The organism is Streptomyces sp. GLSS-08 (assembly GCF_056387915.1).
The window spans coordinates 88,651-112,249 of record NZ_JBWJAQ010000019.1 but is presented as its reverse complement, the minus strand read 5'-3'; the positions used below and the strand labels follow the sequence as shown (position 1 = coordinate 112,249).

Below are 23,599 nucleotides of genomic sequence, written 5' to 3'. Positions count from 1 at the left end.
CCGCCGGTTCGCCCGGCTCCGGGCCGCCGCCGCACCGGCGTGCCGCCGCGGACGCGACTTCGAAGGGGCTTCGCCGATGAGCGAGAGCAAGCTGGCCGGGCAGTTCTTCGACGCCGCCATCGGCCTGCTCCAGCGGGTGCGGGACGAGGACGCCGACGCCATCGAGGCGGCGGGCACGCTCGTCGCGGACACCGTCGCCGAAGGGGGCCGCCTGTTCGCCTTCGGCGCCGGGCACTCCTCGCTCGCCGCGCAGGACGTCGTCTACCGCGCGGGCGGCCTCGCCCTGATGAACCTGCTCGCCGTGCCCGGTGTCGTCGGCGTCGACGTCATGCCCGCCACGCTCGGCTCCGCGCTGGAGCGCGTCGACGGCCTCGCTAGCGCCGTCCTGGACTCCAGCCCCGCCCGCCCCGGCGACCTCCTCGTGATCGTCTCCCTCTCCGGACGCAACGCCCTCCCCGTCGAGATGGCGCTGAACGCCCGCGCCCTCGGCCTGAAGGTCGTCGGCGTGACCTCGGTCGCCTACGCCTCGAAGACCAGGTCGCGGCACGTCTCCGGCACCTACCTCAAGGACCACTGCGACATCGTGCTGGACTCGAAGATCGCGGTCGGCGACGCGGAGCTGAGCGTGGACGCCATCCCGGCGCCCTTCGCCCCCGCCTCCACGGTGGTCACCGCCGCGCTGCTCCAGGCCGTGATGGCCACGGCCGCCGGCGCCCTGGCCGAGCGCGGCATCGAGCCCCCGCTCCTGCGCTCGGGCAACGTGGACGGCGGCCACGACTGGAACGGCCGGGTGATGAGCGAGTACGCGGACCGGATCTTCTACCGCCACTGAGCCGGAACCGGGCTCCGGAGAGCCCCCGCCGCCACCGGATTTCCGCCTCGGGTCACCGGTCCCGCGCCACCAGGGCCGCCAGGTCCAGCGACGCCGCGATCCGGACGGCCACGTCCTCCGCGTACACCGCGTCCGCCCGCTCGAACTGGCTGCGCCCCGCGCCCCGCAGGAACGTCACGACGCCCAGCGTGCGGCCGCGGCTGCGCAGTACGGCGCACAGCGCGTGCACGGAGTCCGCCGGCCACTGCCGGGCCACGGCCCACTCGCGGGCCGCCTCGGGAGAGGCGTTCCCCGCGCCGGCCCGCACCGATCCGGACCGCTCCACGCACTGGAGCGCGGGATGGCTCGGCGCGTACCGGACGGGGATCCCCGCCTTCCCGTCCGGCAGGCTCGGCCCCGGCGCCCCGGCGGGCGTGGCCGCGTCCCGTACCAGCCGCACCGGGGTGTCGCCGTCTCCGTCGGCCACCGGGCCGCCCGCCACGCGGTCGATCAGCGCGTGGTCGGCGAAGCCGGCGAGCGCGAAGTCCAGGTGCACGGTGGCCGCCTCGGCGGGGTCCTCGCACTCCGCGGCGGCCCGCGCGGCCCGGTGCAGCTGGTTGGCGCGGAACCGCAGCAGCGCGGCCTCCTGCTCCGTCTGCTTGGACTCGGTCACGTCCTGGAAGAGCCAGCCGACGCCCAGCGGGACGGGCTCCTCCGTGAGCGGCGAGGCCAGCCGCAGGAAGCCACTGCGCCAGCAGCGGCGCTTGTCGCCCTCCGCCGTGCGCACGCTCACCCACATCTCGGCGGGCGCGGGCGGGGCGCCCTCGGCGAGTACGTGCGTCAGCGCGCTCTCCAGTTCCTCGACGCCCTGGGCGAGCAGCTCGCCCAGGGGGCGGCCGAGGACGGCGGTGCGTCCGGTGCCGAGGGCCCGGGCCGCGTGGGCGTTCACCACGGCGGGCCGCAGGTCGGCGTCCACGAGCACCACGCCCCAGCTGGCGTCCTCGAAGAGGGCCTCGCTCAGGGCGATGGAGCGCTCCAGGTCTATCTGGGTGTGCACCTCGCTGAAGGCGCAGTAGACCCCGGCGGGCTTGCCGTCGGGTCCGCGGACGGCCGCCGACTGCGTCCGCACGAGGACGCGGCCGCCGTCCTTGGTGACCAGCGCGAACTCGTGGACCTGCCGTCCGGGCGCGTCCATCGCGGACATCAGCCGCTCCGCGACCTCCGCCGCGTCCGCGGTCCGCACGGCCCACCCGGCGAACCCGCGCCGGCCGACGGCCTCGGCCGCGGTCCAACCGAGGATCCGCTCGGCCTCGCGGTTCCAGTGCGTGACGACGCCGTCGGCGTCGAAGGCGCACAGCGCCGCGTCCATCCCGTCCAGCAGCGCGGCAAGAAGATCCGAACCGTCGTGCTCGGGCTCGTCCGGCCCCAGCTCGTCGGTGGTCCCACTACGCCGGGAAGCACTCACCTGAACCCCCTGCAGGCTGCGTCCGCACGTACGGCGCGTCGGTTCGCTCACTCGTCATCATTCAACTGGAACGTGACCCAGCCCACACCACGTTCCCCGAAGTTCGGGGGAAATCGTCGCGGGGCGAAGCTCCGTCCCCTGGTCCCCGGCGGCTCCGTCGCCGCGCACTTCCCATGGTCCCTCGCCTGCCCGGGATGCCCAACCGCAGGCGTCCCGGAAAAAACGGTTGAGCCGTGCGGGATCGGTTCCTAGGCTGGGCGCACGCTGAGAAAGGAGGTGATCCGGCAGATGTATGGAACCCGGACGAGCGAGGTGGCTGCGGGCTAGCGGCCCGCCACCCCATGCAGTGCGGTGCCGGACCAGCACGCGCGTTCGTGCGTGCAGCCGGCCGAATTTCCACGCAGTCACCCGACCCGCGGGCTCGCCGGTACGTCCGGCCGGCCCCCTCGCCCGGGCGAGGGGACCAGAGCCCGCGGGTCGCCTGCGTCGGGGGCGCGGAGCGCCCGCAGCCTGGAGATTTCGCGGAAGCGGACCACGGATGTGACCGGCGCCGCATCCCGCTCGGGGGACCCGCAGTACGCTGGGCGCATGCTTTCGCTCGTACGACGCCGCCACGTGGACTACGTCCGCGTCACGAGCATGGGCTGTCGACGGTCCGTCTGACCCCGGCCCCGCACCACCCGCCTCCCGGTTCTTCCCGGGAGTGCCCTCCTTCCCCACGCCCACCCGGCACCCGTGGCGCCCGCCCCACCCCCGGCGGCGGCCCGGGCACCCGTACACCCCTGCGGACGCATCCCATGACGAATGCCGCGACGAACCCGTCGTACCAGCAGCTCCCCATCATCGACCTGTCGGCCGCCGGCCGGGGTCCTCAGGCGCGTGCGCTGCTGCACGCTCAGTTGCACAGCGCCGCCCACGACGTGGGCTTCTTCCAGCTCGTCGGGCACGGGGTGCCGGAGGCCGAGACCTCCGCCCTGCTCGGTGCCATGCGGCGGTTCTTCGCGCTCCCGGAGGCAGACCGGCTGGCCCTGGACAACGTCAACTCCCCGCACTTCCGCGGCTACACCCGCACCGGGGACGAGCGGACGGGCGGCAGCCGGGACTGGCGGGACCAGCTCGACATCGGCCCCGAGCGGTCCGCCAGGACCCCAGGGCCGGACGAACCGGCGTACTGGTGGCTTCAGGGCCCCAACCAGTGGCCGGCCGCGCTGCCGGAACTGCGTACCGCCGCGCTCGCGTGGATCGACCGGCTCAGCTCCGTCGCGGCGCGGCTGCTGCGCGAGCTGCTGACCGCGATCGGCGCCCCCGGCGACTTCTACGGGCCCGCGTTCGGGGAGCGTGCCCATCCGCAGCTGAAGCTGGTGCGGTACCCGGGCAGCGCGGGCGACGGCGCAGGCCAGGGAGTGGGCGCGCACAAGGACTACGGGTTCCTGACGCTGCTGCTCCAGGACGAGGTGGGCGGACTCCAGGTGCAGCGCGCGGACGGACTCTTCCACGACGTGCCGCCGGTCCCGGGGGCGTTCGTCGTCAATCTGGGCGAGCTGCTGGAGGTGGCGACGAACGGCTACCTGCTGGCGACCAACCACCGGGTGGTCAGCCCGCCCGGGGCCACCGAGCGGTTCTCCGTGCCGTTCTTCTACAACCCGCGGCTCGACGCCCGGATCGAGCCGCTGCCGTTCCCGCACGCGCCCGCGGCGCCGGGGGTGACGACGGACCCGGCCAACCCGCTCTTCGCGGAGTACGGGCGCAACGAGCTGAAGGGCAAGCTCCGCGCGCATCCGCTGGTCGCCGCCCGCCACCACGCGGGGCTGCTCGTGCCCGCGTGAGGGCGGACGGCGTACCGGGCCGGGGTCAGGACGTGATGCCCCCGTAGCCCGCGATGTCCTGCGGACTGCGGGAGCCGGGGCCCACGTAGCGGGCGGACGGCCGTACGAGGCGGCCGGTGCGCTTCTGCTCCAGGATGTGCGCCGACCAGCCCGCGGTGCGGGCGCACGTGAACATCGAGGTGAACATGTGCGCCGGCACCTCGGCGAAGTCGAGGACGATGGCCGCCCAGAACTCGACGTTGGTGGCCAGCACCCGGTCGGGGCGGCGGGCGTGCAGCTCGGCGAGGGCGGCCTTCTCCAGGGCCTCGGCGATCTCGAAGCGGGGGGCGCCGAGCTCGCGGGCGGTGCGGCGCAGGACGCGGGCGCGGGGGTCCTCGGCGCGGTAGACGCGGTGCCCGAAGCCCATCAGGCGCTCGCCCTTGTCGAGGGCCCGCTTGACGAAGGCCTCGGCGTCGCCGGTGCGCTCGATCTCCTCGATCATGCCGAGGACGCGGGAGGGGGCGCCGCCGTGCAGCGGGCCGGACATCGCGCCGACGGCGCCGGACAGCGCCGCGGCCACGTCCGCGCCGGTGGACGCGATGACGCGGGCGGTGAAGGTCGAGGCGTTCATGCCGTGTTCGGCGGCGGAGGTCCAGTAGGCGTCGACGGCGGCCACGTGCTTGGGGTCCGGCTCGCCGCGCCAGCGGATCATGAACCGCTCGACGACGGACTGGGCCTTGTCGATCTCACTCTGCGGGACCATCGGCAAGCCCTGGCCGCGGGCGGACTGGGCGACGTACGACAGGGCCATGACGGCGGCGCGGGCGAGATCGTCGCGGGCCTGCTGCTCGTCGATGTCGAGCAGCGGCTTGAGACCCCAGCGGGGGGCGAGCATGGCGAGCGCGGACTGCACGTCGACGCGGATGTCGCCGGAGTGGACGGGGATCGGGAAGGGCTCGGCGGGCGGCAGTCCGGGGTTGAAGGCGCCGTCGACGAGGAGGCCCCAGACGTTCCCGAAGGAGACGTGGCCGACCAGGTCCTCGATGTCGACGCCCCGGTACCGGAGCGCGCCACCCTCCTTGTCCGGTTCGGCGATCTCCGTCTCGAACGCGACGACTCCCTCAAGCCCGGGTACGAAGTCGGACATCAGGCGGCTCCTCGTGGTGGGTGCGACAGATGGTGTGCGGGGGTTCGGCGACCATGTGCCGGACGTGGGCGGGGCGGGTCCGGTCCGGTTCCACGGCCGTGTCCGAAGACTCGTGCGGGACTGCCCGAAGTCCCCGGCGGCTCGCGGTCCGAAGCGGTCACCCCGGTAGTGCCCCGTGCGGTCGGCGGTCACCCAAACCGGAACGGCAGCAGCACGATATCCCTGAGTGCCACCTTTGGGGAGAGTGTGCGGCACTCAGTGCCACACAGTGACGAAGCGCACCCGTGGAGCAGTCGCTCGCGCATCCGCTCCCGCAGCTCACCCCCGGGAGCCCGGGTCCGTACGGCAGGATGGCCGCGTGACCGACCGCTACCCGGATGAATCCGCCGCCGAGCCCCTCGTCCAGCGCGCGGCCGAGGCCGCCGAGGCGGCCGGCGGACCGCCCGCCGCCGACCCCGCCGCGATGCGCGCGCACTACCGCGCGGAGGGTCTCGACGAGCCGGACCTCGCTCCCCACCCGATGGACCAGTTCGGCCGCTGGTTCGAGCAGGCGGCGCAGGCCGCCGTGCAGGGCGTGGTGTACGAGCCGAACGCCATGGTCGTCTCCACCGCGGACGCGGACGGCCGCCCCAGTGCGCGCACGGTGCTGCTGAAGCAGTACGACGAGCGGGGCTTCGTCTTCTACACCAACTACGACTCCCGCAAGGCGCGCGAGCTGGCCGCCAATCCGTACGTGTCGCTGCTGTTCCCGTGGCATCCGATGGCCCGCCAGGTGATCGTCCAGGGGGTCGCGCGGCGCACCGGACGCGACGAAACGGCGGCGTACTTCCGCACCCGCCCGCACGGTTCCCAGCTCGGCGCCTGGGCGAGCGCGCAGTCCGCGGTGATCGCCTCGCGCACGGAGCTCGACGCCTCGTACGAGGAGTTGAGCGCCCGCCATCCGGAGGGCGAGCGGGTGCCGGTGCCGCCGCACTGGGGCGGGTTCCGGATCGCCCCGCGGTCGGTCGAGTTCTGGCAGGGGCGCGAGAACCGGCTGCACGACCGGCTCCGGTACGTGGCCGGGGCGGACGGCGCCTGGCGGGTGGAGCGGCTCAGCCCCTGACGTGACCGGGCCGGGCCCGCGCCGTCAGCCGAGGGCGTCGTCGAGGAGCGCGGCCCACTGCGCGACGACCCGTTCGCGGCGGCCCGCGTCGTCCGTGAGCAGATTCGCCAGGCCCAGGCCGCGCGCCATGTCGAGCAGGCCCTGGACGGTCTCGCGGACGCCGGGGCGGGACTCGTCGGCGCCCAGCAGGTCGACGGCGATGCGGTGGCTCTCGCGGCCGACGCGGGCCTCCAGCTCGGTCACGCGGGGGCGCAGCTGTTCCTCGTTGGACGCGGCGACCCACAGGTGGAGGGCGGCGCGGAAGAGGGGCCCGGTGTAGAGGCCGACGAGGGCGGAGACGACGGCGGGGCGGTCGGCGGCGCCCTCCGGGAAGAGGGCGCGCAGGGCGGTGGAGCGTTCCTCGGCGACGTACTCGACGGCCGCGGTGAACAGGTCCTCGCGGGTGGGGAAGTGGTGCTGGGCGGCGCCCCGGGAGACGCCGGCGCGTTCGGCGACGACGGAGACCGTGGAGCCCGCCCAGCCGTGTTCGGCGAGGCAGGCCACGGCCGCCGCGAGCAGCCGCTGCCGGGTGGCCCGGCTGCGGTCCTGCTTCGGGGCACGGTCGACGCCGGTCGCGGTCACAGCACCCATGCGGGATCCCGTCGTTCCAGAAAGGCCGTCATCCCTTCGCGGGCGCCGTCGCTGGCGAACAGCCGTGCCGAGAGCGCGGTGAGCGCGGCGGTGTCCCGGTCGAAGGTCTCCAGCACCCTAGCCGTGAGCAGCCGCTTCGTCTCGGCCAGGGCCTCGGGTGAGGCCCGGCGCAGGCCGTCCAGGACCGGTGCGAGGCTCGCGTCGACGTCCTCGGCGGCCTCCGTCAGCAGGCCGCAGCGGGCCGCCTCGGCCGCGTCGAAGCGCTCGCCGGTGAGGTAGTGGCGGGCGGCGGCGCGCGGGTCGAGGCGGGGCAGCAGCGGCATGGAGATCACGGCGGGCGCGACCCCGATGCGGACCTCGGTGAAGGCGAAGGACGCCTCAGGACCGGCCATCGCGATGTCGCAGGCGCCCACCAGCCCGAGGCCGCCCGCCCGTACGTGGCCGGTGACGCGTGCGAGGACCGGCTCGGGCAGTTCCACGACCTGCCGCAGCAGGGCCACGAACGCGGCGGGGTCCGGCGGCTCCCTGAGATCCGCCCCGGCGCTGAAGGTGTTCCCGGTGTGGGTGAGGACGACGGCGCGTACGCCCGGGTCCTCGCCGCACGCGGTCAGGGCGTCGGCGAGGGAGGCGACGAGCGGGGCGGACAGGGCGTTGCGGTTGCCCGGCGAGTCCAGGGCGAGCGTGGCGACACCCCGTTCCCGGGTGACGGCGACGAGCGTCATGACCGCTCCCGCCCTGCGTACGCGCTGTGGAGCACGGTTCCTCCTGGTACGAGTCCCGGTAGGGCTTCTGGTCCGAGTCCTGGTACGACTGCTAGTACGACTTGGGCAGGCCCAGGGTCTGGTGGGAGACGTAGTTCAGGATCATCTCCCGGCTCACCGGGGCGATACGGGCCACGCGGGAGGCCGTGACGAGCGAGGCGAGGCCGAACTCCCGCGTGAGGCCGTTGCCGCCGAGGGTGTGCACGGCCTGGTCGACCGCCTTCACGCAGGCCTCGGCGGCCGCGTACTTGGCCATGTTGGCGGCCTCTCCCGCGCCGGCGTCGTCCCCACAGTCGTAGAGGAAGGCCGCCTTCTGCATCATCAGGCGGGCGAGTTCGATGTCGATGTGGGCCTGTGCGAGGGGGTAGGCGACGGCCTGGTGGGCGCCGATGGGCTGACGCCAGACGGTGCGGTCGCGGGCGTACTCGACGGCCTTGGACAGGGCGTAGCGGCCCATGCCGATCGCGAAGGCGGCGGTCATGACGCGCTCGGGATTGAGTCCGGCGAACAGCTGGAGCAGGCCCGCGTCCTCCTCGCCGACGAGCGCGTCGGCGGGCAGCCGTACGTCGTCCAGGGTCAGCTCGAACTGCTTCTCCGCGCTGTGCAGTTCCATGTCGATCCGCCGCCGCCCGAATCCCTCGGTGTCGCGGGGGACGATGAACAGGCAGGGCTTGAGGCGGCCGGTGCGGGCGTCCTCGGTGCGGCCCACGATGAGGGTGGCGTCGGCGATGTCGACCCCGGAGATGAACACCTTGCGCCCGCTGAGCAGCCAGTCGTCGCCGTCGCGGCGGGCGGTGGTGGTGATGCGGTGGGAGTTGGAGCCGGCGTCGGGCTCGGTGATGCCGAAGGCCATCGTGCGGGTGCCGTCCGCCAGGCCGGGGAGCCACTCGCGCTTCTGGGTGTCGGTGCCGAAGCGGGCGATCACGGTGCCGCAGATGGCCGGCGAGACCACCAGCATCAGCAGCGGACAGCCGGCCGCACCCAACTCCTCCAGCACGATGGACAGTTCGGAGATCCCGCCGCCACCGCCGCCGTACTCCTCGGGGAGGTTGACGCCGAGGTAGCCGAGCCCTGCCGCCTCGGACCAGAGTTCCTCCCGGACGTGTTCGCGGCCGTGGCGCCTGCCGAGGGCGGATACGGCGGCCCTGAGGGCCTTGTGCTCGTCGGACTCGATGACGGGGCTCATGCGGCTCCTTCGTCTGCGGGTTTCGTCGTGGCTCGTCGCGCCCACGCGGCGGTGCCGTCCGGGCGATGTCCTCCCGCGCTTCAGGCCTCGCGCACCACTGCCAGCAAGGACCCCACCGCCACCTGCTGCCCGGGGGTGACGCACAGGTCGGTGAGCGTGCCCGTGGCCGGGGCGGTGATCCGGTGTTCCATCTTCATCGCCTCCAGCCACAGCAGGGGCTGTCCGGCCTCCACGGCGGACCCCTCGGCCAGGCCCTCCGCCACGCGGACGACGGTTCCGGGCATCGGCGCCAGCAGGGAACCGGGGGTGCGGTCGGCCACCGGGTCGGGGAAGCGGGGCAGGGCGGTCAGGGCGGTGGCGCCGACGTGGACCCGGTCGCCGTACCGGCTTACGGGGAACCTCCGCCGTACGCCGTCGGTCTCCAGGACGACGAGAGCCGCGTCGGCGTGGACGACGCGCACACCCTCGGCGGTCAGGCCGTCGCGGGTGTGGCGGTAGCGGACCTCGTGTTCGGTGCCGTTCATCAGGTACCGCTTGGTCTGCGGCGCGGAGGGGAGGTTGCGCCAGCCGCCGAGGCGGGAGCGCCCGTGGGCGTCGGCGAGCGCGGCGGCGAGCGGCGCGTACGGGTCCGGGGCCGCCTCGGTGAGCGCGGCCAGGTGCCGTTCGTAGAACCCGGTGTCCATGCGCGCGCCGGTGAACTCGGGGTGCCGCAGGGACCGTACGAGCAGGTCGCGGTTGGTGACGGGGCCGTGGACGTCGGCCGATTCCAGGGCGCGGGCGAGCTTGCGGACCGCCTCGGCGCGGGTGGGCGCGTGGGCGACGGCCTTGGCGAGCATCGGGTCGTAGTGGATGCCGATGAGGTCGCCGTCGGTGTAACCGGTGTCCAGGCGGATGCCGTCCGGGACGGCGAGGCGGTGCAGGGTGCCGGTCTGCGGGGCCCAGTCGCGGGCCGGGTCCTCGGCGTAGAGACGGGCCTCGACGGCGTGGCCGCGGGCGGCGGGCGGACCGTCGTCGAGGGCCGCGCCCTCGGCGACGCGGATCTGCAGCGCCACGAGGTCGATGCCGAAGACCGCTTCGGTCACGGGGTGTTCGACCTGGAGGCGGGTGTTCATCTCCAGGAAGTGGGCCCTGCCGTCCGCGACCAGGAACTCGACGGTGCCGGCGCCGGTGTAGTCGACCGCGCGGGCGGCGCGCACGGCCAGTTCACCTAGTTCCGCCGCGAGTTCGGGGGTGAGGCCGGGCGCCGGTGCCTCCTCGATGACCTTCTGGTGGCGCCGCTGGAGGGAGCAGTCCCGGGTGCCCAGCGTCCACACCGTGCCGTGCGTGTCGGCCAGGATCTGCACCTCGACGTGCCGCCCGCCCTCCAGGTACGGCTCGACGAAGACCTCGCCGTCCCCGAAGGCGCTCAGCGCCTCGGCCCGCGCGGCCGTCAACTCGGCTTCCAATTGGTCGAGTTCGCGTACGACGCGCATGCCGCGTCCGCCGCCGCCCGCCGCCGCCTTGACGAGCACCGGGAGGTCGTCCCCGGTGACCTTCTCCAGGGGGGTGAGCCCCATCAGCTTCCTGGCGTGCGTCTTGGACGCCATCGCCTCGATCGCCCCGGGCGGCGGTCCGATCCACGCGAGGCCCGCGTCGGTCACGGCCCGCGCGAAGTCCGCGTTCTCGGACAGGAAGCCGTACCCGGGGTGCACGGCGTCCGCCCCGGCGTCCAGGGCGGCCCGCACGATGAGTTCGCCGCGCAGATACGTGTCCGTGGGTGTCGCGCCCGGCAGCCGCACCGCCGCGTCCGCCACGCGCGCGTGAAGGGCGTTCTCGTCGGCGTCGGAGTGCACGGCGACGGTCCGGATGCCCAGCTCGCGGCAGGTGCGGAAGACTCGGCAGGCGATCTCGCCGCGGTTGGCGACGAGGACTGAAGTGATCACTCGGGGGGACCTCACATCCGTCATGGCCGTCACATCCGGAAGACGCCGAAGCCGCCGCGCGCGCCCTCGAAGGGCGCCGTGTGGATCGCGGACAGGCACAGGCCGAGGACGGTGCGGGTGTCGCGCGGGTCGATGACCCCGTCGTCGTAAAGCCGCCCGGACAGGAACATCGGCAGGGACTCCGACTCGATCTGCTGCTCCACCATGGCGCGCAGGGCCGCGTCGGCCTCGTCGTCGTACGGCTGTCCCTTCGCCGCCGCCGACTGCCGGGCGACGATCGACAGGACGCCCGCGAGCTGCTGCGGGCCCATGACGGCGGACTTGGCGCTGGGCCAGGCGAACAGGAACCGCGGGTCGTACGCCCGCCCGCACATGCCGTAGTGACCGGCCCCGTACGAGGCGCCCATGAGGACGGACAGGTGCGGGACCCGCGAGTTGCTCACCGCGTTGATCATCATCGCGCCGTGCTTGATGATGCCGCCCTGCTCGTATTCCTTGCCGACCATGTAGCCGGTCGTGTTGTGCAGGAACAGCAGCGGGATGTCGCGCTGGTTGGCGAGCTGGATGAACTGGGCGGCCTTCTGGGACTCGGCGCTGAACAGCACGCCCTGGGCGTTGGCCAGCACCCCGACGGGATAGCCGTGCAGGCTCGCCCAGCCCGTCGTCAGGCTGGTCCCGTAGAGGGGCTTGAACTCGTCGAAGTCGGAGCCGTCGACGACGCGGGCGATGACCTCGCGCGGGTCGAAGGGCTGCCGGAGGTCGCCGGGGACGACGCCGAGGAGTTCGTCCTCGGCGTACTTCGGCGGCGCGGCCGGGCCCGGATCGCCGTAGGCCTTGCGGTGGTTGAGACGGGCGACCACGCGCCGGGCCTGCCGCAGGGCGTCCCGCTCGTCGACGGCGAAGTGGTCCGCGAGGCCCGACACGCGTGCGTGCATCTCGGCGCCGCCGAGGGACTCGTCGTCGCTCTCCTCGCCGGTGGCCATCTTCACCAGCGGCGGCCCGCCGAGGAAGACCTTCGCCCGCTCCTTGACCATGATCACGTGGTCGGACATGCCGGGGACGTACGCGCCGCCCGCCGTGGAGTTGCCGAAGACGACGGCGACCGTCGGGATCCCGGCCGCCGAGAGCCGGGTGAGGTCGCGGAAGATGGCCCCGCCGGGGATGAAGATCTCCTTCTGGGACGGCAGGTCGGCGCCGCCGGACTCCACGAGGCTGATGCAGGGCAGCCGGTTGGCGAGCGCGATGTCGTTGGCCCGCAGCGCCTTCTTGAGGCTCCACGGGTTGCTGGCACCGCCGCGCACGGTCGGGTCGTTCGCGGTGATCAGGCACTCCACGCCCTCGACCACCCCGATGCCGGTCACCAGGGAGGCGCCGACCGCGTGGTCGCTGCCCCAGGCGGCCAGCGGCGACAGCTCCAGGAAGGGCGTGTCGGGGTCGAGCAGCAGCTCGACGCGTTCGCGGGCGAGGAGCTTGCCGCGCCCCCGGTGCCGGGCCACGTACTTCTCGCCGCCGCCCGCGAGGGCCTTCGCGTGCTCGGTGTCCAGCTCGGCGAGCCGGGCGAGCATGGCCGCGCGGTTCGCACGGTGGTCGGGGCTGTCGGCGTCCAGGGCGGACGCGATGACCGTCACAGCAGGGCCTCCGGTATGTCCAGGTGGCGGGCGCGCAGCCATTCGCCGAGGCCCTTGGCCTGCGGGTCGAAGCGGGCCTGCGAGGCGACGCCCTCGCCGAGGATCCCCTCGACGACGAAGTTGAGCGCGCGCAGGTTCGGCAGCACATGGCGTACGACGGCTCGCGGGGCCGCCTCGGGCAGGAGTGCGCGGAACAGGTCGGCCGTGAGGGTGTGCGCGAGCCACGGCCAGACCTCGCCGGTGCGCGCCCACACCCCGACGTTGGCGTCGCCGCCCTTGTCACCGCTGCGGGCGCCGGCGACGAGACCGAGCGGGGCGCGGCGGGTCGGGCCGCCGGCCGGGGGCGGGTCGGGCAGCGGTGGCGCCGGCGGTGTCGCCAGTACGCGCGTGTCCTGGGGCGGCGCCACGGGGATCCGGCGCCCGTCGTGGAGGACGGCCACATGGTCCACGGCTCCGTGGTCGACGTACACATCCTCGAAGACCCCATAGGGCGCGCCCTTCCCTGGTGGCGCCAGCACATGGAATCCGGGGTAGCTGGCCAGCGCCAGCTCCACGGCCGCCCCGCTGAGGGTCCGGCCCACCACGTCCTGGTCCGCGTCCCGTACGACGAGCCGGAGCAGGGCGCTCGCCGTCTCCTCGGTCGGGGCGTCGGGACGGTCGGTGCGCGCGAGGTCCCACCGCACGTCGGCGGGGCGGCACTCGGCGGCGTCGAGCGCGGCCTCCATCTGGTCCCGGACGAGCGCCGCCTTCCGCTCGATGTCGAGCCCGGTCAGCACGAACACGACCTCGTTGCGGAACCCGCCGAGCCGGTTGAGCCCGACCTTGAGGGTGGGCGGCGGGGCCTCTCCGCGCACCCCGTCGATCCGCACCCGGTCCGGACCGTCCTGGGTCAGCCGCACGGTGTCCAGCCGGGCGGTGACGTCGGGGCCCGCGTACCGGGCGCCGGAGGTCTCGTACAGCAGCTGCGCGGTGACCGTGCCGACGTCCACGACCCCGCCGGTGCCGTCGTGCTTGGTGATGACGGCGGTGCCGTCCGCGTGGAGTTCGGCCAGCGGGAAGCCGGGGCGGCGCAGCCTGCCGGGGTCGTGCTCGGTGAAGAACGCGTAGTTGCCGCCGGTCGCCTGCGCGCCGCACTCCAGGACGTGCCCGGCGACGACGGCGCCCGCGAGCCGGTCGTAGGCGTCCGGCCCCCAGCCGAAGTGGGCGGCGGCGGGTCCGGTGACCAGCGCCGCGTCGGTCACCCGCCCGGTGACCACGACGTCGGCGCCCTCGCGCAGGCAGGCGGCGATCCCGCCGCCGCCGAGGTACGCGTGCGCGGCCAGGCTCGCCGGGTGGCCCGCGGCGAGGTCGTCGCCCTCGACGTGGGCGACCCGGACCGGGATGCCGAGCCGCGCGGCCAGTTCCCGCACGGCTGCGGCGAGTCCCGCGGGGTTCAGACCGCCGGCGTTGGCGACGATCCGTACGCCCTTCTCACGGGCCAGCCCGAGGCACTCCTCCAGCTGCCGCAGGAACGTCCCTGCGTATCCGCGCGAGGGGTCGCGCAGCCGGTCCCGGGCCAGGATCAGCATGGTCAGCTCGGCAAGGTAGTCGCCGGTCAGGACGTCCAGCGGGCCGCCGGTGAGCATCTCGCGCAGGGCGTCGAACCGGTCGCCGTAGAAGCCGGAGGCGTTGCCGATGCGCAGGGGGGCGGGTGAGGTCACCGGTCGCCGCCCCTGGGCGCGCGCCCGGCGCCCGGCGGTCCCGCGAAGGCCTGCGCGATGTCGAGCCAGCGGTCGGCGTCGGCCCCCTCGGCCCGTACGGCGAGGTCGGCGCGGTGGGCCCGCTGGGTGACCAGCAGGCAGAAGTCGAGCGCCGGTCCGGTGACCCGCTGGCCGGCGTCCTTCGGCCCGTACGTCCACAGCTCCCCGGACGGCGCCACCACCTCCACCCGGAACTCGTCCGGCGGCACGTCCAGCCCCCGCGCCCCGAAGGCGAAGTCGCGCGCCCGCACCCCGATCCGGACCACGTGGCGCAGCCGGTCGGTGGGGGCGCGGACCACGCCCAGCGCGTCGGCGACGTCCTGTCCGTGCGCCCAGGTCTCCATGAGGCGTCCGGTGGCCATGGAGGCGACCGACATGGGCGGCCCGTACCAGGGGAAGCGGGCTTTGGCGGGTGCCGCGCGCAGGGCCTGTCCGAGCGCCGCGCGCCCCTGCCGCCACTCGGCGAGCAGCCGGGCGGGCGGCAGCGCGGCCCCCGCGTCGGCGCCCTCGTCCACGAAGGTGTCCGGCGCCGACAGCGCCTTGTCCACCTCCGCCGCGAAGGCCTGCGCGTCGGTGACGGCGAGCAGGGCCGAGTGGTCCGTCCAGGCGAGATGGGCGATCTGGTGGGCGACGCTCCACCCGGCGGCGGGCGTGGCCAGGGCCCACTGCCCCGCGTCCAGCTCCCCCACCAGCCGGTCGAGTTCCTCGCTCTCCCGGCACAGATCGTCGATCACGGACGACGGTTCGGACACGATGCGCTCCCCTCGGGGACGACGGCGTGCAGGGAGCATGGCAGCGCCGTCAGAAACAAGCAAGCATGCTTGCATTAATTTCCGCGAGGCGTGTTCCGGCACCCGGACGACCGCGCCGGGCGGGCCCACACACACACGCGCCCCGGAGGCGCCGCCGCAGGCCCGGCCTGGAAGTCACACCCTGCGCAGCAGTGCTACGCATACTGACTGTCCAGATGGATGTGCCGGTCAGGTACCAGCCAGCGAAGGGGGAACGGGTGGACAACGGAGGGCGACGCCCTGATTCGGCGGACATCGCGATGGCCGGATGCGGATGGCTCCTGATCGTGGCCGTCATCGCCATGCCCGGCCTCATCCTGAACGACGGACCACTGACGGTGTACCTGGTGGTTGTCGGCGGGGCGATTGGGTGCCTTTGGGCGCGTAAGAGGCTGCTCCGCTGACCAGATCTGTCAGCACCTGGCCGGGCCCGCCCCGGGCAGGCCGGATGTCCGGGGCTTCCGCAAGCCGGATGTCCGGTGCCTCGGGGCGGTTGGCCCCTGTCCCTGCGCCTCTCGACGGGCGCCTGGCCTGCTTGCGGCGACCGGCAGGCATGCGCCGCCCGACCGGAGACCGCGGGCAGCGGTGGGCGGCCAGGACTCCTGCGGTCGAGGACGGTGAACGGCGTCGGCGCTCCCCGCGCTCAGGGGCGGCGAACCGCGGTCAGGACTTCGGTTTCCTGGGCCTGGTCCGGCCGACCTGGGTCCGTACGGCGCCCATGCTCGCGGCGATGACCAGCGCGATGGCGAGACCCTCGAAGACGGAGAGCGCCTGGTCCAGGACGAGGAACCCGGCGGTGGCCGCGATGGCGGGTTCGAGGCTCATCATGATCGCGAAGGTGGACGCGGGCAGGCGGCGCAGCGCGAGCAGTTCGAGGGTGTACGGCAGGACGGAGGACAGGACGGCGACGGCCGCGCCCAGCGCGACCGTGGTCGGCACCAGGAGCCTGGAGCCGGACTCGGCGATGCCCAGCGGCAGGAACAGCACCGCCGCCGCCACCATCGCGAGGGCCAGCCCGTCGGCCTGCGGGAAGCGGCGCCCGGTGCGCGCGCTGAAGACGATGTACGCGGCCCACATGACGCCCGCGCCAAGCGCGAAGGCGGCCCCCGCCGGGTCCAGGCTGCTGAAGCCCCCGCCGCCGAGGAGGAACACGCCGGCGAGGGCGAGCCCGGCCCACAGCAGATTCACGGCGCGACGGGAGGCGAAGACGGAGAGGGCGAGCGGGCCGAGCACCTCGAGGGTGACGGCGGGACCGAGCGGGATGCGGGCCACCGACTGGTAGAAGAGCCCGTTCATCGCGGCCATGGCGGCGCCGAAGACGACGACGGTCCCCCAGTCGGCGCGCGAGTGTCCGCGCAGCCTGGGCCGGCACACGGCGCACAGCACGACCGCGGCCACGACCAGCCGCAGGGTCACGACACCGAGGGCTCCCGCGCGCGGCATCAGGCTCACCGCGAGGGCGCCGCCGAACTGCACGGAGATCCCGCCGGCGAGGACCAGCCCCACCGGCCCGAGGGCGCCCCGGCCCCGGCTGCCGTCCTCGGTCGCGGCACCGGCCGCCGCCGCGAGGGACGGCTCGCTCGCCGTCGCGGCGGCGGCGACCACGGGGGGCCGGTCGGCACTGGGGAGAGTCACGGGGGCCGTCCAAGGGGTCGCTCGTGGAGTCGTTCGAGGAGTCGTTTCGAGAGCGTCTATCTCACTGTACTTTCAAGTCCAGAGTAATGGACCCGGTCAGGATGGTGAACCACTTTCGCAGCTTACGACGCGCCGGCGACGAGTCACCGCCGGGCGGCCGGGGCGAGCGCCTCGGCGACCGTCTCAGCGGCCCGCCCGCCCCGCGTCCAGTGCCTCCGCCAGGACCTCCGCCAGATGCCGTCCCGCGCGCCCCGCCAGCTGGTCCAGCTGCGTGCGGCAGGAGAAGCCGTCCGCGAGGACCACCGCGTCCTCGGGTGCCGAGCGCACCGCGGGCAGCAGCTGTTCCTCCGCGCAGGCCGCCGAGACCTCGTAGTGGCCCTTCTCGAACCCGAAGTTGCCGGCCAGGCCGCAGCAGCCGCCCGCGAGGGACCCGGTCAGACCGGCCGCCTCGCGCAGCCGCCGCTCCGCCTCGTCACCGAGGACGGCGTGCTGGTGGCAGTGGGTCTGGCCCACCACCGGGCGGTCGACGCGGGGCGGGGCCCAGTGCGGCGCGTGGCGTTCCAGCGCCTGGGCGAACGTGACCACCGCCGCCGCCAGCCGCGGTGCGCGCGGGTCGTCGTGGAGGAGTTCCGGCAGGTCGGTGCGCAGGGCGGCGGCGCAGCCCGGTTCCAGGACGACCACGGGCAGCCCGCTGTCAAGGACCGGTTCCATCAGGTCCAGGGTGCGGCGCAGCACCGCCCGGGCCCGGTCCAGCTGGCCGGTGGAGACGTACGTCAGGCCGCAGCAGACGCGCCCCCGGCGGAGCCCCGCGAGGGTGCCGGGGCCCAGCGGCCCGCGGGTCACGCCGTCCCCGACCGGCGCCCGCTTCAGCCGTGCCCGGGGCGGCGGCAGGACCGTCAGTCCGGCCGCCTCCAGGACCCGTACGGCAGCCCGGCCCACGGACGGGGACAGGTGCTCGGTGAAGGTGTCCGGCCACAGGACGACGGTGTCGCGCCCGGCGCCGGCGAAGGGGCCAGGACCACCGTGCCGCAGGTCCCGCAGCGAGCGCCGCACCCGCCGCGACCACCACCGGCCGAACGGTTCGACGGCCACCCGCGGGACCGGCCGCTCGGGCGCGATGCCGCCGAGCCGCCGGGCGAGAGCGGCCAACGGCCGTACGGAGGTGAGCAAATTGACCAGGCGGGCCGAACGGGTCCGCGCGACGAGGTCCAGCCAGCGCGGCAGCCACCCCATCGCGTAGTGCGCCGCCGGGCGCCTGCGCCCCGCGTAGTGGTGGTGGAGGAACTCCGCCTTGTACGTGGCCATGTCCACCCCGACCGGGCAGTCCGTGCGGCAGCCCTTGCAGGACAGGCACAGGTCCAGCGCGTCCCTGACCTCCGCCGAGCGCCAGCCGTCCGTCACGACCTCGCCGGCCAGCATCTCGTGCAGCAGCCGCGCCCGCCCCCGCGTGGAGTGCTCCTCCTCGCCCGTCACCCGGTACGACGGGCACATCACTCCGGGACCGGGCTCCGCCGTGCGGCACTTGGCGACCCCGACGCAGCGCCGCACGGCCGCCGCGAAGTCGCCGCCGTCCGCCGGGTATCCGAACACCACGTCCACCGGTTCGCGCGGCAGCGGCGCGAAGCGCAGGTTCCCGTCCAGCGGACGGGGCCGCACCAGCATGCCGGGATTGAGCGAACCGTCCGGGTCCCAGACCGTCTTCACCCGCTCGAAGAGCGCGACCATCCCGCTCCCGTACATCTTCGGGAGCAGCTCCGCCCGCGCCTGACCGTCCCCGTGCTCGCCCGACAGCGAGCCGCCGTGGGAGACGACCAGTTCCGCCAGTTCCTCGGAGAAGTGCCGGAAGCGGCCCACCCCGGCGGTCGTGATCAGGTCGAAGTCGATGCGCACATGGATGCAGCCGTCGCCGAAGTGGCCGTACGGCGTGCCCCGCAGGCCGTGGGCCGTCAGCAGGCCCCGGAAGTCCCGCAGGTACGCGCCGAGCCGGGCGGGCGGCACCGCGCAGTCCTCCCAGCCCGGCCAGGCCTCACCGCCGCCCGCCGCCTCCGGCATCCGGGTCGCCGTACCGCTCGCGTCCTCGCGGACGCGCCACAGGGCGCGCTGCCCGGCCGGGTCGGTGACCACGAGGGCGTCCAGGACGTCGGCGGCCCGCACGATCGCGTCGGCACGCGCGCGTGCCTCACCCGGGTCCGCGCCGCCCGTCTCCACGAACAGCCAGGCTCCGCCCCTGGGCAGGCCCGCCTCGGAGCGGACCAGGTCCGCGGCCATGCCCTCCACCGTCAGCGGCCCGTACGGCAGCAGGCCCGCGGCCGCCTCGGCCGCCGCGCTCTCGTCCGCGTACGCCAGGACGGCCAGGGCACGCGCGCGGGGGGCCGCCACCAGGCCGACGACCGCCTCCGTCAGCACGGCCAGCGTGCCCTCGGAACCGCAGAGCGAGCGGGCGACGTCCGCGCCGCGCTCCGGGAGCAGCGCGTCCAGTGCGTAACCGGAGATGCGGCGCGGGAGGTCCGGGAAGCCCGTGCGCAGCCGCGCCGATTCGCCCTCCACCAGCGGTCGCAGGCCGTCGGGGGCGCCCGCCCAGTCCCGGCCGGGCCGCAGCGCCTCGCCGCGCGCCGTGAGCACCGACAGGCCGCGCACGTTGTCGGCCGTCGTCCCCCAGGCCACGGAGTGCGAGCCGCACGCGTTGTTGCCGATCATGCCGCCGAGCGTGCACCGGCTGTGGGTCGAGGGGTCCGGGCCGAACCGCAGGCCGTGCGGGGCCGCCGCCTCCTGGAGCCGGTCGAGGACGAGCCCGGGCTGGACCACCGCCGTGCGGGCCTCGGGGTCCAGGGACAGGAGCCGGTTCATGTGACGGGTGAAGTCCAGGACGACACCGGTGCCGGTGGCCTGCCCCGCGATCGACGTGCCCCCGCCGCGCGGTACGACCGGCACGCCGTGGGCGCGGCAGACCGACAGCACCGCGGCCACGTCGTCGGCGTCCCGCGGGGAGACGACGCCCAGCGGGACGCGCCGGTAGTTCGAGGCGTCCATCGTGTGCAGCGCGCGGGCCGTCGCGTCGAAGGCGACCTCACCGCGTACGGCCGCGACCAGCGCGGCTCGCAGCTCTCCCGGGTCCGCGGGGGTCCGCCCGCCCCGCTCCCCGGGACTCTTCGCGCCCCGGCCGCCGAGACCGTCCGTGCCGCCCTGCCGCCCGAGTTCCGTCATGAGCCCAGGATGCCCCCGGGCCCCGACGGTGACCGTCCGCCGCGCGTTCCGGGCCCGCCTGCTGTCCGCTGCGGGCCCGCCGGCAGTGGATTCCGTGCCCGCCTGCCACCCGCTCCGGGGCTGCCCGCCGTGCGCCGCGGGCCTGCTGTTCACGCCGTCCGTCGCCGGCCGGCCGCGCGCTCCTCATCCGACCACCGCGCGTCCCGATGCCCCGTCGGCCACGCGTCCCGATGCCCGTCCGCCACGCGTCCCGTGCCCGTCCGCCACAGCCCTCACGCCCGCCCGCGCGTGCCATGGTTCCGGCAAAATGCGGCCGGATTCTGAGACCGGGAACGGAACCTTCCCAATTCGATCACGAACTCTCATATAGTGACCGGCTGTTGGGCATCAGGCGTCGCTTCCCGCGCAGAAACATGACTCTCGCCCAGAACACGACCGAGGCCCCGACCGAGGACACGATTCATGACCGCGCCCCTCCCTCCAGGCGAACGGCCCACCTTCCGTACGGTCGCGCCCCTTCCGCTGCTCACCGCCGTCCTGGCCGCCCTCGTGGTCGCCGGCTCGGTCGCGCTGGCCCCGGACTCCGTGCGCACGCCCCTCGCCTGGGGCGCCGGCGCGGGTGCCGTACTGCTGTGCGCCGCCGTCGCCGTGGCCACCCGCGCCGCGCAGACGTCCAGGACGCTGCGCCGCCGGCTCGACGCCATGACGGCCGACACCGGCCGGCTCCTGCACGAACGGGCGCGAATGGCCGAGGAGTTCGCGCAGGAGCGCGGGCGCCTGGCGGGCGAGCTGGCGCAGGACCGCGCCCGGCTCGCCGAGGACGCGGCACGGGAACGGGTGCGCCTCACCGAGGAGTTCGCGCAGGAGGCGGCGCGGCTCGGCGAGGAGTCCGCCCGGGAGCGGCAGCGGCTCACCGAGGACCGGGCCCGGCTCGCCGGGGACAATGCCCGCCTCGCCGAGCGCACCCGGCAGGCCGAGAACGCCCGGGACGCCGCCCTCTCGGCCACCGCCAACGCGGCCGGCCGGATGCAGGCCCTCGCCACCGGCATGCTCGCCGACCTGCGCGCGATGGAGGAACGGCACTCCGACGAGGAGGTCCTCACCGACCTCCTGCACCTCGATCACCGCACCGCGCAGGCCGGCCGTCTCGCCGACTCCGTCGCGGTCCTCGCGGGCGCCCGCTCCGGACGCCGCTGGGCCCGGCCGATCGTCATGGAGTCGATCCTGCGCGGCGCGATGGGCCGCATCAGCGGCTACCAGCGCGTGCGGGTGCACTCCGCCAGCGAGGTCGCCGTCTCCGGACACGCGGCCGAGGGCGTGATGCACGCGCTCGCCGAACTCCTCGACAACGCTGCCAACTTCTCGCCGCCGACCGCCGAGGTGCACGTCTACGTCGAAGAGGTGCCGGCGGGCGTCATCGTCTCCGTCGAGGACAGCGGCCTGGTGATGGGTGACGTCCAGCTGCGCCGCGCCGAGAGCGCCGTGTCCGGCGAGGTCACCGGCCTCGGCGGACTCACCGGCACCCGGCTCGGACTCGCGGTGGTGGGCCGGCTGGCGCGCAAGCACGGCCTCAAGGTGTCCTTCCGGCCGTCCGCGCGCGGCGGCACCGGCGTCCTGGTGCTCATCCCCCAGGACCTCCTGGCGCCGCCCGCCGCCCCGCAGCCGGCCGTGCCCGCGCCCGCCGCGATCACCCGGCCCACCCTGATGAGGAACGCCCCCGCCGAGCCGGCCCCGGCCTCCCCGGCGGCCCCCGCCGGTCACGGCTCCACCGAACCGTCGCCGCCGCGGCCCCCGGTGTCGTACGCCGCAGCCCGTGCCGCCGCCGACCTGGACCCGGACCCGCTCCCGACCCACGAGTCGCCCGCCCGCGCCGGACACGCCCCCGGCCCGAGCGCCACCGGTGGTCTGCCCAAGCGGCGCCGGGGCCGCACCCTCGCGGCGGCCGAGCGCCGCGCCCACGGCACCGGCGCCCACGCCAGGACGGAGCGCGAGGCCCCGTCCGCCGACGACACCAGGGCCCGCGTCGCCCGCTTCGGCAGCTTCCGCCAGGCCGTACGCGGTGCGGCGGCGGCCCAGGACGCAGCTCGGGACGGCGGCACGCCCGCCGCCGAGGACACCGGCCCCACCCGCGGCACGCACGCCTCCCAGGACGCAGCTCGGGACGGCGGCACGCCCGCCGCCGAGGACGCCGGCCCCGCCCGCGCCACGCACACCGCCCTCCCCCCGGAGACCGCGCACGTCGCCCCGGCGGCGCACCGGGACACCGACCGCCCCACCGCCACCTCCCCAGAACCGGCCGACGCCCCCGCCGGCCCCTCGCACCCGGAAGGCGACACCACCCCATGACCGGCACCACCACCGCCGACGAGAAGCTCACCTGGCTCATCGAGGGCCTGCTGGAGCGCACCCCGGGAGCCCGGCACGCACTCGTGCTCTCCCGCGACGGCCTGAAGCTGTGCCGTACGCCGGAACTCTCCGTCGACCAGGCCGACCAGCTCGCCGCCATCGCCGCGGGCATCCAGTCGCTGTCCCACGGGGCGTCCGTCGAGTTCGGCGACGGCAGCGGCGGCGTGCGCTCGGCGATGGCCGAGTTCTACGGCGGCGTCCTGTTCATCGTGGAGGCCGGCGAGGGCGCGCACCTCGCCGTGGTCACCGGCGAGGACGCCGACGCCGGTCTGGTCGGGCACAACATGAGCGAACTCGTGGAGCAACTCGGCGAACACCTGAGCGCGCAGCCGCGTACGTCATGAGCCGCCCCGGCAGGGACGATGCCCCCGACCGGCTCTACACCCTCACCGGAGGGCGCACCCGGTCCGGGCCCGACACCCCGTTCGACCTGGTGACGCTGGTGGTCGCCGAGTGCGATCCGGTCACGGGCATGCAGTCCGAGCACGCCGCGATCCTGCGGCTGGCCGAACGGCCCACCGCGGTCGTGGAGGTCGCCGCCGAGCTGCGGCTGCCGGTGAGCATCACCCGGATCCTGCTTTCCGACCTCCTGGCCGCGGGCCGCATCAGCGCCCGCCACCCGCAGAAGGACGCTCTTCCCGATCCCGACATCCTGGAGCAGGTGCTCGTTGGACTCCGTAACCTCTGACGCGCGGACCCCGCTGGGGGCCACCGCCGACAACGGCCTGAAGATCGTGGTCGTGGGCGGCTTCGGCGTCGGCAAGACGACCCTGGTCCGCTCGGTCAGCGAGATACGTCCCCTCAACACCGAGGAGACGATGACCCAGGCCGGCGAGGCCGTCGACGACATCAGTGAGGTGCGCGGCAAGTCCGCGACCACCGTCGCCTTCGACTTCGGCCGCATCACGCTCGACGCGCGCAACGTCCTGTACCTCTTCGGCGCGCCGGGACAGGAGCGCTTCTGGTTCCTGTGGGACCGGCTGTTCGCGGGCACGCTCGGCGCGGTCGTCCTCGTCGACACCCGCCGCATCGACGACTCCTGGTACGCCATCGACCGCCTGGAGCACCACGGCACGCCGTTCATCGTGGCCTGCAACGACTTCGGCGGCCCCACGCACACCCCCGCCCAGATCCGCGAGGCCCTCGACCTCGACCCGCACGTCCCGCTGCTCGACTGCGACGCCCGGTCCCGCGCGTCCAGCAAACAGGTGCTGATCACCCTCGTCAAGCACCTCCAGACCCTGTACGCGGCCCGGCCGGCCGAGGGCGGCGGCACCGTCCCCGCCGCCCGGACCGCCGGTGACGACGCCATTCAATCCCCGGAGTTGGCCCTGTGACCTCCGCCCCCGTGCCCCTGAGCGGGCCCA

General features: G+C 74.7%; 18 protein-coding genes. 7 read left to right on the top strand and 11 right to left on the bottom strand.

Annotation, left to right across the window (positions count from 1 at the left end; translation table 11 throughout):
• Positions 1 to 76 precede the first annotated feature (76 nt).
• The gene (locus AC0ZLC_RS27970; RefSeq protein ID WP_476754738.1) at positions 77 to 832 is read left to right on the top strand and encodes an SIS domain-containing protein; all 756 of its coding nucleotides are present in this window, start codon (positions 77 to 79) and stop codon (positions 830 to 832) included.
• Between the two features lie 52 nt (positions 833 to 884).
• Here the strand turns inward: AC0ZLC_RS27970 and AC0ZLC_RS27965 are convergent, their stop codons facing one another.
• The gene (locus tag AC0ZLC_RS27965) at positions 885 to 2,276 is read right to left on the bottom strand and encodes a PAS domain-containing protein (protein ID WP_476754737.1); all 1,392 of its coding nucleotides are present in this window, start codon (positions 2,274 to 2,276) and stop codon (positions 885 to 887) included.
• A gap of 797 nt (positions 2,277 to 3,073) precedes the next feature.
• Between AC0ZLC_RS27965 and AC0ZLC_RS27960 the strand changes: the two genes are divergently transcribed.
• Complete coding sequence (locus AC0ZLC_RS27960; protein WP_476754736.1) at positions 3,074 to 4,102, top strand: isopenicillin N synthase family dioxygenase; 1,029 nt, start codon at positions 3,074 to 3,076, stop codon at positions 4,100 to 4,102.
• 25 nt (positions 4,103 to 4,127) lie between these two features.
• On the opposite strand, the gene AC0ZLC_RS27955 is transcribed toward AC0ZLC_RS27960, so the two are convergent.
• Positions 4,128 to 5,228, bottom strand: coding sequence for a citrate synthase 2 (locus AC0ZLC_RS27955; RefSeq protein ID WP_476754735.1), 1,101 nt, complete (start codon positions 5,226 to 5,228; stop codon positions 4,128 to 4,130).
• A gap of 463 nt (positions 5,229 to 5,691) precedes the next feature.
• On the opposite strand from AC0ZLC_RS27955, the gene pdxH reads away from it, so the two are divergent.
• Entirely contained in the window at positions 5,692 to 6,330 is a 639-nt protein-coding gene (gene pdxH / locus AC0ZLC_RS27950) for a pyridoxamine 5'-phosphate oxidase (protein ID WP_476754748.1), read from the top strand.
• A 24-nt stretch (positions 6,331 to 6,354) separates the two neighbouring features.
• On the opposite strand, the gene AC0ZLC_RS27945 is transcribed toward pdxH, so the two are convergent.
• The 9 genes from AC0ZLC_RS27945 to AC0ZLC_RS27905 form a co-directional block, all read right to left on the bottom strand.
• Complete coding sequence (locus AC0ZLC_RS27945) at positions 6,355 to 6,960, bottom strand: TetR/AcrR family transcriptional regulator (RefSeq protein ID WP_476754734.1); 606 nt, start codon at positions 6,958 to 6,960, stop codon at positions 6,355 to 6,357.
• Positions 6,948 to 7,682: an enoyl-CoA hydratase family protein gene (locus tag AC0ZLC_RS27940; RefSeq protein WP_476754733.1), complete on the bottom strand. Its 735-nt coding sequence runs from the start codon at positions 7,680 to 7,682 to the stop codon at positions 6,948 to 6,950. The genes AC0ZLC_RS27945 and AC0ZLC_RS27940 overlap by 13 nt, the downstream gene beginning before the upstream one ends.
• A gap of 91 nt (positions 7,683 to 7,773) precedes the next feature.
• Complete coding sequence (locus AC0ZLC_RS27935) at positions 7,774 to 8,907, bottom strand: acyl-CoA dehydrogenase family protein (RefSeq protein ID WP_476754732.1); 1,134 nt, start codon at positions 8,905 to 8,907, stop codon at positions 7,774 to 7,776.
• Between the two features lie 80 nt (positions 8,908 to 8,987).
• Positions 8,988 to 10,829 (bottom strand): ATP-binding protein, encoded by a 1,842-nt coding sequence (locus AC0ZLC_RS27930; protein ID WP_476754731.1) that lies wholly within the window; start codon positions 10,827 to 10,829, stop codon positions 8,988 to 8,990.
• Between the two features lie 29 nt (positions 10,830 to 10,858).
• Entirely contained in the window at positions 10,859 to 12,457 is a 1,599-nt protein-coding gene (locus AC0ZLC_RS27925) for an acyl-CoA carboxylase subunit beta (protein WP_476754730.1), read from the bottom strand.
• On the bottom strand, positions 12,454 to 14,157 hold the full coding sequence (locus AC0ZLC_RS27920) for an acyclic terpene utilization AtuA family protein (RefSeq protein ID WP_476754729.1): 1,704 nt from the start codon (positions 14,155 to 14,157) through the stop codon (positions 12,454 to 12,456). Before AC0ZLC_RS27920 ends, AC0ZLC_RS27925 begins: the two co-directional genes overlap by 4 nt.
• On the bottom strand, positions 14,154 to 14,948 hold the full coding sequence (locus tag AC0ZLC_RS27915; RefSeq protein ID WP_476754728.1) for a TIGR03084 family metal-binding protein: 795 nt from the start codon (positions 14,946 to 14,948) through the stop codon (positions 14,154 to 14,156). Before AC0ZLC_RS27915 ends, AC0ZLC_RS27920 begins: the two co-directional genes overlap by 4 nt.
• Positions 14,949 to 15,650: 702 nt before the next feature.
• Entirely contained in the window at positions 15,651 to 16,622 is a 972-nt protein-coding gene (locus tag AC0ZLC_RS27910; RefSeq protein ID WP_476754727.1) for an EamA family transporter, read from the bottom strand.
• A 183-nt stretch (positions 16,623 to 16,805) separates the two neighbouring features.
• Positions 16,806 to 19,826, bottom strand: a complete 3,021-nt coding sequence (locus AC0ZLC_RS27905; RefSeq protein WP_476754726.1) for an FAD-binding and (Fe-S)-binding domain-containing protein — start codon at positions 19,824 to 19,826, stop codon at positions 16,806 to 16,808.
• A 462-nt stretch (positions 19,827 to 20,288) separates the two neighbouring features.
• Between AC0ZLC_RS27905 and AC0ZLC_RS27900 the strand changes: the two genes are divergently transcribed.
• Genes AC0ZLC_RS27900 through AC0ZLC_RS27885 form a run of 4 tightly spaced genes read left to right on the top strand, consistent with a single transcriptional unit; the run spans position 20,289 to position 23,569 of the window.
• Positions 20,289 to 22,172 (top strand): sensor histidine kinase, encoded by a 1,884-nt coding sequence (locus tag AC0ZLC_RS27900; protein ID WP_476754725.1) that lies wholly within the window; start codon positions 20,289 to 20,291, stop codon positions 22,170 to 22,172.
• The gene (locus tag AC0ZLC_RS27895) at positions 22,169 to 22,576 is read left to right on the top strand and encodes a roadblock/LC7 domain-containing protein (RefSeq protein WP_121402281.1); all 408 of its coding nucleotides are present in this window, start codon (positions 22,169 to 22,171) and stop codon (positions 22,574 to 22,576) included. The genes AC0ZLC_RS27900 and AC0ZLC_RS27895 overlap by 4 nt, the downstream gene beginning before the upstream one ends.
• Positions 22,573 to 22,920, top strand: a complete 348-nt coding sequence (locus AC0ZLC_RS27890; RefSeq protein ID WP_358853959.1) for a DUF742 domain-containing protein — start codon at positions 22,573 to 22,575, stop codon at positions 22,918 to 22,920. The genes AC0ZLC_RS27895 and AC0ZLC_RS27890 overlap by 4 nt, the downstream gene beginning before the upstream one ends.
• Before the next feature lie 13 nt (positions 22,921 to 22,933).
• Positions 22,934 to 23,569: a GTP-binding protein gene (locus AC0ZLC_RS27885; RefSeq protein WP_476754747.1), complete on the top strand. Its 636-nt coding sequence runs from the start codon at positions 22,934 to 22,936 to the stop codon at positions 23,567 to 23,569.
• The last annotated feature ends 30 nt before the right edge of the window (positions 23,570 to 23,599 follow it).